The sequence below is a fragment of the Caulobacter sp. GW821-FHT09B11 genome, assembly GCF_059418205.1.
This window is the reverse complement of record NZ_JBWKPK010000041.1, coordinates 1-12,468: the sequence shown is the minus strand read 5'-3', so window position 1 is coordinate 12,468 and position 12,468 is coordinate 1. Positions and strand designations below refer to the sequence as shown.

Annotated in this window: 10 protein-coding genes and 1 pseudogene; 4 read left to right on the top strand and 7 right to left on the bottom strand. The window is 67.4% G+C overall.

The annotated features are described in order from the left end of the window. Positions 1 to 212 precede the first annotated feature (212 nt). Both AC07N1_RS22740 and AC07N1_RS22735 read left to right on the top strand, forming a co-directional pair. Positions 213 to 1,139, top strand: a complete 927-nt coding sequence (locus AC07N1_RS22740; RefSeq protein WP_494673856.1) for an ABC transporter ATP-binding protein — start codon at positions 213 to 215, stop codon at positions 1,137 to 1,139. Further along, the gene (locus AC07N1_RS22735; protein ID WP_494673855.1) at positions 1,136 to 1,897 is read left to right on the top strand and encodes an ABC transporter permease; all 762 of its coding nucleotides are present in this window, start codon (positions 1,136 to 1,138) and stop codon (positions 1,895 to 1,897) included. The genes AC07N1_RS22740 and AC07N1_RS22735 overlap by 4 nt, the downstream gene beginning before the upstream one ends. A 144-nt stretch (positions 1,898 to 2,041) precedes the next feature. On the opposite strand, the pseudogene AC07N1_RS22730 reads toward AC07N1_RS22735, so the two are convergent. The 6 genes and pseudogenes from AC07N1_RS22730 to AC07N1_RS22705 form a co-directional block, all read right to left on the bottom strand. After that, positions 2,042 to 2,113 (bottom strand): annotated as a pseudogene (locus AC07N1_RS22730) (hypothetical protein); the annotation flags it as partial. Between the two features lie 118 nt (positions 2,114 to 2,231). Next, positions 2,232 to 4,658: a TonB-dependent receptor gene (locus tag AC07N1_RS22725; RefSeq protein ID WP_494673854.1), complete on the bottom strand. Its 2,427-nt coding sequence runs from the start codon at positions 4,656 to 4,658 to the stop codon at positions 2,232 to 2,234. Positions 4,659 to 4,799: 141 nt separating this feature from the next. Next, positions 4,800 to 5,633, bottom strand: coding sequence for an HAD family hydrolase (locus AC07N1_RS22720; protein ID WP_494673853.1), 834 nt, complete (start codon positions 5,631 to 5,633; stop codon positions 4,800 to 4,802). A 144-nt stretch (positions 5,634 to 5,777) separates the two neighbouring features. After that, complete coding sequence (locus tag AC07N1_RS22715; RefSeq protein WP_494673852.1) at positions 5,778 to 6,758, bottom strand: L-threonylcarbamoyladenylate synthase; 981 nt, start codon at positions 6,756 to 6,758, stop codon at positions 5,778 to 5,780. Further along, positions 6,686 to 8,041: a YceI family protein gene (locus AC07N1_RS22710; protein WP_494673851.1), complete on the bottom strand. Its 1,356-nt coding sequence runs from the start codon at positions 8,039 to 8,041 to the stop codon at positions 6,686 to 6,688. Before AC07N1_RS22710 ends, AC07N1_RS22715 begins: the two co-directional genes overlap by 73 nt. 24 nt (positions 8,042 to 8,065) lie before the next feature. Then, positions 8,066 to 8,689 carry a YceI family protein gene (locus AC07N1_RS22705; RefSeq protein WP_494673850.1) on the bottom strand — a complete coding sequence of 208 codons (624 nt, stop codon included), beginning with the start codon at positions 8,687 to 8,689 and terminating at the stop codon, positions 8,066 to 8,068. Between the two features lie 185 nt (positions 8,690 to 8,874). Between AC07N1_RS22705 and AC07N1_RS22700 the strand changes: the two genes are divergently transcribed. Then, positions 8,875 to 10,623, top strand: a complete 1,749-nt coding sequence (locus tag AC07N1_RS22700) for an acyl-CoA dehydrogenase (RefSeq protein ID WP_494673849.1) — start codon at positions 8,875 to 8,877, stop codon at positions 10,621 to 10,623. Positions 10,624 to 10,797: 174 nt separating this feature from the next. Here AC07N1_RS22700 and AC07N1_RS22695 read toward each other — a convergent pair whose 3' ends face one another. Continuing rightward, a complete protein-coding gene (locus tag AC07N1_RS22695) occupies positions 10,798 to 11,544 on the bottom strand; it encodes a MauE/DoxX family redox-associated membrane protein (protein ID WP_494673848.1) in 747 nt (248 codons plus the stop codon). A 69-nt stretch (positions 11,545 to 11,613) separates the two neighbouring features. Between AC07N1_RS22695 and AC07N1_RS22690 the strand changes: the two genes are divergently transcribed. Beyond that, a complete protein-coding gene (locus AC07N1_RS22690; protein ID WP_494673847.1) occupies positions 11,614 to 12,000 on the top strand; it encodes a MerR family transcriptional regulator in 387 nt (128 codons plus the stop codon). Positions 12,001 to 12,468: the final 468 nt, after the last annotated feature.

Here is a 12,468-nt window from a genome sequence, read left to right as displayed (position 1 = left end):
CCGTCATTCCCGCCCTTGTGGCGGGAAACCCTCTGTCAGCCGCAAGGGCGGGTGGGGCGGATCGCCGGCGATCCGCCTGCGCCTCACTAGCGAGCCGAACCAGGGGTTCCCGCCACAAGGGCGGGAATGACGGGAGAAATATAAGGCTCTGGCTTTTGCCCCTCCCCGCCCCCATCTGGCGCGGGACCGCACGCATCGAAGGGAACGAACGGGTGGAACCCATCATCACGGTGTCGGGTCTGACCAAGACCTACGCCTCGGGCCACCAGGCCCTGAAGACCGTCGACCTGACGATCAAGCGTGGCGAGATCTTCGCCCTGCTGGGTCCCAACGGCGCCGGCAAGACCACGCTGATCAGCATCATCTGCGGCATTGTCCGCCCCTCGACCGGCACGGTCGTCGCCGACGGCCACGACATCGCCCGCGAGTACCGCCCGGCCCGCACCAAGATCGGCCTGGTGCCGCAGGAGCTGACCACCGACGCCTTCGAGACCGTCTGGGCCACCGTCACCTTCAGCCGCGGCCTGTTCGGCAAGCCGGCCAACCCGGCCCTGATCGAGAAGATCCTTCGCGACCTGTCGCTGTGGGACAAGAAGGACGCCAAGATCATGACCCTGTCGGGGGGCATGAAGCGGCGGGTGATGATCGCCAAGGCCCTGTCGCACGAGCCCTCGATCCTGTTCCTCGACGAGCCCAGCGCCGGCGTCGACGTCGAGCTGCGCCGCGACATGTGGGAGATGGTCCGCAAGCTGCGCGAGACCGGCGTCACCATCATCCTGACCACCCACTACATCGAGGAGGCCGAGGAAATGGCCGACCGGGTGGGGGTGATCCGCAAGGGCGAGATCATCCTGGTCGAGGACAAGAAGGTGCTGATGCGCCAGCTGGGCAAGAAGCAGCTGACCCTGCACCTGCAGGCGCCGCTGGAAGCCGTGCCGCCCGGCCTGGACGAGTACGACCTGGCGCTGGCCGACGAGGGCCGCGAGCTCGTCTACAGCTTCGACGCCCAGGCCGAGGCCACCGGCATCGCCCCGCTGCTGCGCCGGCTGCACGCCGAGGGCGTCGACTTCACCGACCTCAACACCCGCCAGAGCTCTCTCGAAGAGATCTTCGTCAGCCTGGTGAAGGACCGGCCATGAACATCCACGCCATCGCCGCCATCTACCGCTTCGAGATGGCGCGGACCTTCCGCACCCTGGCCCAGAGCATCGCCGCCCCGGTGCTGTCGACCTCGCTCTATTTCGTGGTGTTCGGCGCGGCCATCGGCTCGCGCATGACCTCGGTCGACGGGGTGCCCTACGGCGCCTTCATCGTGCCGGGCCTGATCATGCTGTCGATCCTGACCGAAAGCCTGTCGAACGCCTCGTTCGGCATCTACATGCCCAAGTGGTCGGGCACGATCTACGAGGTGCTGTCGGCCCCCGTGTCGCCGTTCGAGATCGTGCTGGGCTATGTCGGCGCGGCGGCGTCGAAGTCCTTGATGCTGGGGGTGATCATCCTGGCCACGGCGCGCCTGTTCGTGCCGTTCGAGATCGAGCACCCGCTGTTCATGGCCGCCTTCCTGGTGCTGACGGCGGTGACCTTCAGCCTGTTCGGCTTCATCATCGGCATCTGGGCCGACAGCTTCGAGAAGCTGCAGATCGTGCCCCTGCTGGTGATCACGCCCCTGACCTTCCTGGGCGGCAGCTTCTATTCGATCGACATGCTGCCGCCGGCCTTCCGGGCGGCCTCGCTGTTCAACCCGGTCGTCTACCTGATCAGCGGCTTCCGCTGGAGCTTCTTCGGCACGTCGGACGTCGGGGTGGGCATCAGCCTGGCCGCGACCCTGGGCGTGCTGGTGCTGTGCCTGGCGGTGGTGGGCTGGATCTTCAAGACCGGGTACCGGCTGAAGCAGTAGCCCCCTTGACCCCTCTCTCTTCGAGAGAGGGAGGGGCCCACGCCAAAGGCGTGGGAGGGTGAGAGGTTACAGTCTCTCCGAACGAGGCAGAGCTTCGCCTCGTCGCCCAAAATCATCGTCATCCCGGAAAGCCCGCAGGGCTTATCCGGGACCCAGGGGCCGGCGCAGTGCGGTTGCCCCTGGGTCCCGGCTCTCCGCTGCGCTGCGGCCGGGATGACGACTTAAAGAACAGAGGACGGGGATCGAGGTTCACCGGCCGGCGGTGAAACCTCTCACCCTCCCACCGCTTCGCGGCGGGCCCCTCCCTCTCTCTCAGAGAGAGGGATTTTAGCGCCTAGTAGCTGGCCTTCAGCGTGAAGGCGAAGGCGCGGGCGTCGCCGGGGGTGCCGACCACCAGGCCGGAGTTACCCGAGACCACGGTGATGTTCTGCAGGTACTCGGCGTCGAAGGCATTGCGCACCGAGACGAAGGCTTCCCAGCCCGCTTCCGACTTGAAGCCTGCCCGCAGGTTGACGATCTCGTAGGCCTTGATGACCGTGTACCGCGAGTCCGAGCTGTCGGCGTAGTAGTTGGAGCGGAAGCTGGCGTCGACGCCGGCATAGACCTCGCCGGCCAGGCGGCCCAGGGTCGCCTCCTGGCGGTATTCGCCGCCGGCCGAACCGGCCCACTTCGACAGGCCCGGCAGCGGGCGGCCCGACAGGTCGCACTGGGCGGTCGAGGTGCCGATCTTCTCCAGCGGGCACGGCCCGTTCTTGAAGTCGGCGTACTTGCCCTCGGTCCAGGCAAGGTTGCCGTAGAACTTGAAGCCGCCGATCGAGCGGGTGGTGGCGTCCAGCTCGACGCCGCGCACCTCGACCTTCTCGACATTGGCCAGGTAGCCGCGCAGGGCGCCCGGACCGCTGTCGACGACGTTGGCCTGGTAGTCCTTCACGTCCGTGGCGAAGAGCGCCAGATTGGCCGTCAGCAGGCGCTCGAACCACTGGGTCTTCAGGCCGATGTCGATGGTCGACACCTTTTCCGGACGGATCACCGCGGCCGAGGTCGACACCGTGTTGCTGCTGGTCAGCGGCAGCGACGTCATGTTGATGCCGCCCGACTTGTTGCCGCTCGACACCGTGGCGTAGGCGTTGATGTCGTCGCTCAGCTGGTAGACCACGGCGATCTGGCCCGACCAGGCGCCGTCGTCGGTCTTGGCCGAGAAGGTCTGCGGCCGGGCGATGCCCAGACGGCGGTTGATCAGGGTGGTGTCGGTGGTCACCGAGCCGCCCGTGGTGGTCTGGACATAGGCGCCGTCCTTCTTCTCCTGGGTGAAGCGCACGCCGGGCGTGACGCTCAGGCGGTCGTTGACCTTCCAGGTCAGCTGGCCGAAAGCGGCGTAGCTGGTGGTGTCGATCGTGCTGTCGTTGAACACCGTGTAGCCGTCGAGCAGCGACGAGGGCGTGTTGGTGGCCGGCAGCAGCCAGTACGAGGCGTCGGAGCCGTACTCGGTGACGCCGTGGGTCGTGACGTTCTGGTCGAAATAGTAGAGGCCCACGGTCCAGTCGAAGGCTTCGCCTTCGTTGTTGGACAGGCGGAACTCCTGGCTGAACTGCTTCTGGTGCGAGGGGTTGTTGGAGCGGCGGGTGACGTCCAGCGCGGTGTAGTCGCGGTCGTTGCGCGGCTCCCAGTCCCATTCGCGGTGGGCGGTGACCGAGGTCAGGGTCACCGGGCCGAAGTCGTAGTCGGCCACCGCCGACAGGCCGTTGACCCACTGGTCGGCCTGGATCGGATCGTCGATGTCGGAGATCCGGTCATAGGGGTTGGTGCTGGCGACGGTGTAGTTCTTGCCGGCGGCCAGGGCGGCGTACTGCTGGGCGGTCGGCTTCAGGGTCGTGCCGACCGTGACATAGACCTGGGTGCAGCACTCGGGCTGCTGGAAGGCGTAGTCGCCGTAGAGCTTGACCGTCAGCTGCTCGTTCGGGGTGAACTTCAGCTGGCCGCGGTAGCCGGTGCTCGAGCGGGCGTTCTGCCAGGTGTTGCTCTTGGGATTGTAGAGGTCGCCGTCGCGCCAGGTGCCGACGAACGACAGGCGGGCGGCCAGGACGCCGTCGATCAGCGGCCCGGCCACCGTGGCCTTGAACTGGCGGAAGTTGAGGCTGCCATAGCTGGCCTCGGCGTCGGCCTCGAACTTCTGGGTGGCGTCGCGGGTGGTGATGTTCAGCGCGCCGGCCGTGGTGTTCTTGCCGAACAGCGTGCCCTGCGGGCCGCGCAGCACTTCGATCTGCTGGATGTCGATGAAGTCGAGCGTCGCGGCGCCCGGGCGCGAATTGTAGACCTGGTCCACATAGATGCCGACGCCCTGCTCCAGGCCGTCATTGGCCAGGCCGTACGACGCGCCGAGACCGCGGATGGTCAGGGCGGTGTTGCGCGGGTTGGGCGACAGCACCTGCAGTGTCGGGACCAGCTGGGTCAGGGCGACGATGCTGTTGACGCCGGTCTGGGTCAGGGTCTCGGCCGAGGTCACGGTCAGCGCGATCGGCACCTCCTGGGCGCTCTCCTCGCGGCGGCGGGCGGTGACGAACACCTGGCCGACGGCCGAGGCGTCGGTGGCGGTCGGATCAGCCGGATCGGCGGCGGCGGGCGTCGCGGCGGCGGCGACATCAGCGGCCGGCGCCAGGTCGGCGGCCAGCACGGCGCCGGCGGTGGAGGAAAGAAGCACGCTCAGCAGCGCGGCGCGGCCGACGCCCTTGGCCGAAAGGCCGCCCGAAATTCCGATAGCCACGAGAGCCCCCTCGTTCTGAGATAACGCCATTCGGCGGATTGGGGAGCGTGATAGTGACCTATTCCTATCGGTGAAATAGAGAATGGGTGGGCAGGGGGAGAGTTTTTCTGCGGCGTATACGGAGGGGTGGGGGACGATCGACTAGCCGGGCCTATACCCAGCTTCACGGGCCATACGGCCGAGAACGCCACGCACTGTCACGTCCAATTGCTGCCCCGAACGATAATCCGCGGGGGCAACGTAGTTCGCGCGATCCTCAGCAATGAGCTTACCCATCTTATTCTGATGGCTAGCCTCTTCCCATTTTTTGGGATCGAACACCGCAACGGCAACTCCTCCCTGAAGCCGGAGCATCTTCATGGAAGGAATGTCTGTGTCTCCATCTCCAATGAAAATCATCCGCTCAAAGGGCACAGGCCTTTCCGCCATCGGCACCCACCGATTTATGGCCTCATTGTCCCAAGTGTTTTGAATTCCCTTATTAATTCTAAACAAAAATTGTGTCTTTGTAGTATAATTTATAGCCACAGATGGCCAAACGGCTACCCCACTCGCATCGTACGCGAAACTAGATGCAAAAACTCTCGTAAATTTATCGTATATATTTACACCTTCTATCATTTCTCGAATTCCGGAGGAAATGACGTAGTGCTCCAATAGAAGTCCAACACCGGATGCAAACTCATTCATCCGGTCAAACCATTCCGACACCCCATCAAACAAAGGCAATTCGGCTCCGTGCTCTCTAAGGCCATCTTCGGTAACTGATCGCTTCGATTTTCGCAGCATCAGTTCCATATAGGTCAGGACTTCGTCTCCATCGCGACGGCGACACTCCTCCTTCACCTCACTCCAGAAATCGGCCGAGGAATAACCTAGCTCAGGAATGAAGGTGTGCTCTTGCATTGAGCCGGGTGAAAGAGTGCCGTCAAAGTCATAAACGATGGCAGCCTTAGTTTGCTTTTGTGCGCCCACTGGAGCCTCAACAAGGGTCGATCCACTAGACAGGATACGCCCAGCGTCAAACTCGCGCAAAAATAATCAGCAGCAGCACGCCTCACGCATCAATGGAGAGACAAGCCTTCCCTTAAAACCGGCCAACCATCGCGACGGTTACTCCTACCCCACAAACCCCGCCGCCCGGCGTAGGCGGTCATTGATCGCCTCGCCCAGGCCTTCGTCGGGGATCTTCGCCACGGCGATGGCCGTCGGCTTCAGGCGGTCGGCCGCCCGCAGGTAGGCGAAGAGCTTCGCTGCCGCCTCCGCGAGGTCGCCTGACGGGCTGAGGTTCAGGACCCCCTCCCCTTCCGGCCACGCGCCAAAGGCCAGGAATGCTTCGCCTTCCCTCGGCGCGTCGGCGTCGATGCGGACGGGGGCGTCGGGGGCGTAGTGGAGGGCGAGGCGGCCCGGGGAGCGCTTGGCGTCGTCGTCGGCTTCGGCGAGGGGGCCGACTATGGCCTCCAGTTGGGCGCGGGTGACGGCGCCGGGGCGCAGCAGGCGGACGGGGCCGTCGAGCACGGCGACGACGGTGGATTCCAGGCCCACCTGGCAGGGGCCGCCGTCGAGGGCGGCGGCGCATTTGTCGCCAGTCTCGGCGTAGGCGTCGGCGTAGGTGGTGGGGCTGGGCCGGCCCGAGCGGTTGGCCGAGGGGGCCACGACCGGTCCGCCGAACGCCGCCAGCACGGCCCGGGCCAGCGGGTGGCCGGGCACGCGGATGGCGACGGTCTCCAGTCCGGCGCGGGCCAGGTCGCAGACGGCCGAGACGTCGGCGATCGGGGCGACGATGGTCAGGGGGCCGGGCCAGAACGCTTCGGCGAGCGCGCTCGCCCGATCGTCGAAGGCGGCGATGCGGGCGGCGGTCGCGACGTCGGCGACGTGGGCGATCAGCGGGTTGAAGCGCGGGCGGCCCTTGGCCTCGAAGATCGCCGCCACGGCCGTGGGGTTGGAAGCGTCCGCTCCCAGGCCATAGACGGTTTCGGTGGGCAGCAGCACCAGGCCCCCGGCGACGAGGGCCTCGGCGGCTTTGGCTACGACTTCTTCTTGGCGGTCAGGGCGAAGCTCACCTTGATCTTGCCCGGTATCTGATCCGTCGACGCCCATTCGCCCTGTCCAACCCCGAACACGGTCCGGTCGACGGTGGTTACACCGCGCGCCGTGGCCGTGTCGCCGACGATCTTCAGGCTGAACGGCAGGCTGAGCGGCTTTTTCGTGCCGCGCAGGTCCAGCACGCCGTCGGCCACGAAGCGGCCCTCGGCGGTCTTGCGGAACTTGGTCGCGGTGAAGGTCGCCTTGGGATTGGCCGAGGTGTTGAAGAAGTCGGGTCCCTGCAGGCTCTCGTCGCGCTGGCCGTCGCCCGTGCCGGCCGAGGCCAGGTCGATGCTGACGGTCAGCCTGGAGCGGTCCAGCGCTTCCGGCGAGAACAGGATGTCGGCGGTCCAGCGGCTGAACCGGCCCTGGATCGGGGTGTCGGCCCAGGCGAGGTTGAAGTCGAGGTGCGAGCCCTTCTGCACCGTCCAGGCGACGGGGTCCTTCAGGTCGCTGTCGGCGGGCGGAGCGGCGGACGTCGCTTCAGCCGGAGCGGCGGGCGCGGCTCCCGGAGCAGCAGCGGCCGGCGCGGCGGCGGCGGGCGCGGGCGTCTCGTCCGGCAGGGACAGCTCGTCGGCAGCGCTGGCGGCCGGGGCCGGCGCGGGGGCCTTGGCCTTGGCCGGGGTGTAGAGATAGGCGGCGGCGACCACGGCGGCGAAGCCGGCGGCGGCCAGCCACAGGCGCGGCTCCTTCAGGCCCGGCTTGGCGCCGGCGGCCATGTGGCCGAACACCTCGTCGCGGTCGAGGATCTGGTGCTTGGCCACAGCGCCCAGGTGCAGGGCCAGCAGCAGGTAGGTGAACTTGACCAGCAGGCCGTGGCCCAGGTGGCCGATGTTGTTCCAGGCGTCCTTGGCCCCGGCGGCCAGTTCGGGCAGGCCCGGCAAGTGCGGCCAGGGGATGGCGCCGAACAGGATGGTCGGGATGTTGATGCGGCTGGTCGAAACGATGATCCAGCCGGTCAGCGGCAGGCCGATCATGATCACGTAGAAGCCGACGTGCACGGCGTGGGCGGCGATCTTCTCCCAGGTCGGCTGGCCGGCCGGGGCCGGCGGCGACTTGTGGGTCAGCTTCCAGATCAGGCGCGCGACGCTGAGCACCAGGATGGTGATGCCGATCGACTTGTGCAGCTGGAAGAGGGCGAAGGTGGTCGCGCCCTTGGGGCCGTCATCGGCCCGCCACCCCAGGATCACCTGGAAGATCAGGGCGGCGGCGATCAGCCAGTGCAGGATGATCGCCACCGTAGAGTAACGGGAAGGACCCGCCGCCGAGGCGGGTTTCGAAAGCGTCTCGGCGGTCATAGGCCCGTCCTTTAAGTCAGGATCTTACTTCTTCGGATTGAATTCGGCTTCGATCGCCAGGTCGACGTCGTCGCCCACCATCGGCACCAGGTGGGTGAAGCCGAACTCCGAGCGCTTGATCTTGCCGGTGGCCGAGAAGCCCATGATCTGCGAGCCGAACGGGGTCTTGGCGAAGCCGTTGTAGGTGACGTCCAGGGTCACCGGCTTGGTCACGCCGCGGAAGGTCAGGTCGCCGGTCAGCTTGCCCTTGCCGGCCGAGGTCTGCTCGATCTTGGTCGAGACGAAGGTGATCGTCGGATACTTGGCCGAGTCGAAGAACTTCGGATCGTCCGAGATTTCCTTGTTGAAGTTGGGCAGGCCGGTGTCGACCGACTTCGGATCGACGGTGATCGACACCTTGGAGTCCAGCGGCTTGGCCGGGTCGAAGCTGTAGGAGCCGTCGAGGCCGGTCAGGCGGAAGGTGTAGTTCGAGGTGCCGAAGTGGCGCACGCGCAGGGTCAGGCTGGCGTGGCGCTTGTCCAGAGCCCAGGTCCCGGCCGGGGCGGCGGCGGGATCCGTCGCCGGTTGCGCCAGGGCGGCGACCGGGGCCGCGAGGGGAGCGGCGAGAAGGGCGCCGGCCAGAATGGCGTAGGCGAAGGGGCGAGCCATGGGTTCAGTTCTCCAAACTGTCATAGTGACGGTTGCGATTACCCGACTTAGGAACTTCACCGTCCAGTTGAAGGGGCGTCTCCTCACGAAGCCGTGATCGCCTGGCGGTCCTTGGCGCGGCGGGTCGCGCGATCTAAACAGGGATCACATACCCCAACCCGACGCTTGAACAGATCGGCCCCTGCATGACCTTCCGCGCCCCCGTCCGCGACCTCGCCTTCGCCCTGCGCCACGTGGCCGGCTTCGACCAGCTCGCCGAGGCCTATCCCGAGGCCGATTCCGACACCGTGGACGCCGTGCTGGAAGCCGCCGGCGTGTTCGCCGCCGAGGTGCTGGCCCCGATCAACCGCCAGGGCGACCTGGTGGGCGCCAAGCTCGAGAACGGCGTGGTGCGCAGCGCCCCCGGCTTCGCCGACGCCTACAAGGCCTTCGCCGAGGCCGGCTGGACCAGCCTGGCGGCCGCGCCCGAGCACGGCGGCCAAGGCCTGCCCAAGGCGCTGGAGATCGCCACGCTGGAGATGGTGCAGGCGGCCAACATGGCCTTCGGCCTGTGCCCGATGCTGAGCCTGGGCGCCATCGAGGCCCTGGCCCTGCACGGGACCGAGCGCCACAAGAACGTGTTCCTGCCCAAGCTGGTGTCGGGTGAATGGACCGGCACCATGAACCTGACCGAGCCGCAGGCCGGCTCGGACCTGGCCGCCATCACCACCATGGCTACGCCGGACGGCCAGGGCGGCTACACCCTGTCGGGCCAGAAGATCTTCATCACCTGGGGCGACCACGACGCCACCGACAACATCGTCCACCTCGTTCTGGCCCGCACCCCCGACGCCCCTCCCGGCGTGAAGGGCGTGTCGCTGTTCCTGGCCTCCAAGGTGCTGATCGACGAGGACGGCAAGCCGGGCGCGGCCAACGACGTCCGCGTCGGCGGCCTGGAACACAAGCTGGGCATCCACGGCTCGCCCACCTGTGTCATGCTGTTCGAGGGCGCAAAGGCCGAGCTGGTCGGCAAGCTGCACCAGGGCGTGGCCCACATGTTCACGATGATGAACGCCGCCCGCCTGCAGGTCGGCGCGCAAGGGACCGCCATCGCCGAGCGCGCCTACCAGCAGGCCCTGAACTTCAGCCTGGAGCGCGTGCAGGGCCGCTCGGCCTGGACCGGCGCCTATCCCTCGCGCCTGTTCGACCACCCGGACGTGCGCCGCACGCTGCTGCTGATGAAGGCCAAGATCGAGGCCGCCCGCGGCATCTGCCTGTCGACCGCCGTCGCCGCCGACCTGGCCCACGCCGCGACCGACGAGGCCGTGCGCGCCACCGCCAAGCTGCGCGAGGAACTGCTGACCCCGATCGCCAAGGCCTGGTCGACCGATGTCGGCGTCGAGGTCGCCTCGCTGGGCGTGCAGATCCACGGCGGCATGGGCTTCATCGAGGAAACGGGCGCGGCCCAGCACTATCGCGACGCCCGCATCACCCCGATCTACGAGGGCACCAACGGCATCCAGGCTATCGACCTGATCGGCCGCAAGCTGGGTCTGGCCGACGGCCAGGCCGTGGCCGACCTGATGGACGACATCCGCGACACCATCGAGGCCCTGAAGGCCGCCGGCGCCTCGCTGACCCCGGTCGCCGGCCGCCTGGAAGCCGCGCTGGACGCCGCCGCCTCGGCCACCGCCTGGCTGGTCGACCGCCGCGCCCGCGCCATGCCCGACGCGCTCAGCGGCGCCACGGCCTACCTCAAGCTGCTGGGCGACACGGTCGGCGGCTGGATGCTGGCCAAGGGCGCCCTGGCCCCGCAAGCCGAGGCCCTGCGCGGCCAGCTGCTGCGGGTCTATGCCGAAAGCGTGCTTGCCCAGGTCCCGGGCCAGCTGGCGGCCGTGACCCTGGGGGCGGAAGACCTGGTGGCGGTGACGCCGGAAGCGCTGGGGGTTCACTGACGACCTGATCCCTCTCCCCTTGCGGGAGAGGGTGGCCTCCCGGAGGGAGGTCGGGTGAGGGGTCGAAAGACCTGTCCGCCGCGACGGCTGATCGGCTGTCGCGGCGGTTTTCGTTTGAGAGACCCCTCATCCGTCGCCTTTCGGCGACACCTTCTCCCGCAAGGGGAGAAGGCTCTAATGGCGAACCAGCATCCACACCGCCATCGCCACCATCATCACGTTCTCCAGCAGCGACACCCCGCCCAGCGGCACGTTGCTGTCGCCGCCGACGCAGGCGCATTTCAGGTCGCGCCTGTCGAGATAGACAGCCTTGAACACCGACACCGCGCCGATCCCGCCGATCACCAGCGCCAGGGGCGCGAAGAACCAGGTCAGCACCCCGGCCGTCATCAGCACGCCCGCCAGACCCTCCGCGAACGGATAGACGTAAGCATACGGCACCCAGCGCTTGGCCAGCAGGTCGTAGCCCAGGAACATGCTGGAGAAGCTCTCGACGTCGCGCAGCTTCTGGATCGCCAGCACCACCATGGAAAAGCTGATGAACCACTCGACCGCGCGCGGGGTGAGCGGCGCGCCGTCCACCACATAGGCCGCCGCCAGGGCCAGCAGGGCGGTCATGGCGAAGAGAGCGATCACCGGCTGGTAGGTCTTGGCCTTGGGATCGCGGGGCCTGCCGCCGAAGAACCGGCGCAGGTCGTCGAAGCCGCCGATCCGCTCGCCGCCGATGAACACCTGCGGGGTGGTCTTGACGCCGTGCCGGGCCTTGAAGGCGTCGGTCTCCTCGCGGGTCTTCAGGTGATGATCCTCGACCACGTAGCCCCGGGCGCGCAGCAGGTGGCGGGCCTTCAGGCCGTAGGGACAGACGTGCTTGTCCATCACCATGCGGTAGAGGACGGCGGTCTTCGGGGCGGCTGAACTCACGGCGGGTCTCCTTGTACGCGTACGGGACCCGCCTCATATGAGTTCCGTACCATGGTACGGAGTCAAGGGATGGCGGCGGATACCATTGCGGGACTGGCTCGGGCCGGCGGGGTGGGGGTGGAGACCGTCCGCTACTACCAGCGCCGGAGCCTCTTGGAGACGCCCGAGCGCGGTGAAGGCGTGCGACGCTATGGCGACGAAGCCGTGCGGCGGCTGCGGTTCATCCGTTCGGCGCAATCGGCCGGCTTCACCCTGGAGCAGATCGGCGAGCTGCTGGCCCTGGACGCCGGCCAGGACCGCGCCCGTGCGCGGGAGCTGGCCCGCGAGCGCATCGCCGACCTCGACCACCGGATCGAGGAACTGCAAGCCGCGCGCACCGGGCTGTCGAAGCTGCTGCACACCTGCAGCGCCGGCGACGAAGGCCCCTGCCCGATCATCGCGGCGTTCGAGGGGTAGCTCCCCTCTCCCAGAGGGAGAGGGAGGGGCCCGTCGCGAAGCGATGGGAGGGTGAGGGGTTACGGCGTCGACCGTCGTGCCGGCACGCCGTCTTCGGTCCCTAACCCCTTGTCTGTTGGAAGGCTGTTAGCGTGAGGGGGTCTTCCGGGACACCCGCCCGACGGTGCAACGTCAGGCGGGTTTCGGCGGAGGGGCCGACAACCCCTGGGCGTTAGGGCCGTGGGTGAGCAGGGCCGCCGCCGAAGTTTCATGACCCGGATGGTTGCAGGGACGATGAGGTCCGAAGCCACAAGGATGGGTCGATGGAACGCAGTGAGCGTAGCACGAAAATCGGCGGGATCGACGTGGGCAAGCGCCGGCTGGACGCAGCGGTGCATGGTTGCGGCGAGCAGTTCCAGGCGGCCAACGACGCGGCCGGCTGGGAGGCGTTGGCCGCCTGGCTGAAGGAACGAGGCGTTGGCCGGGTCG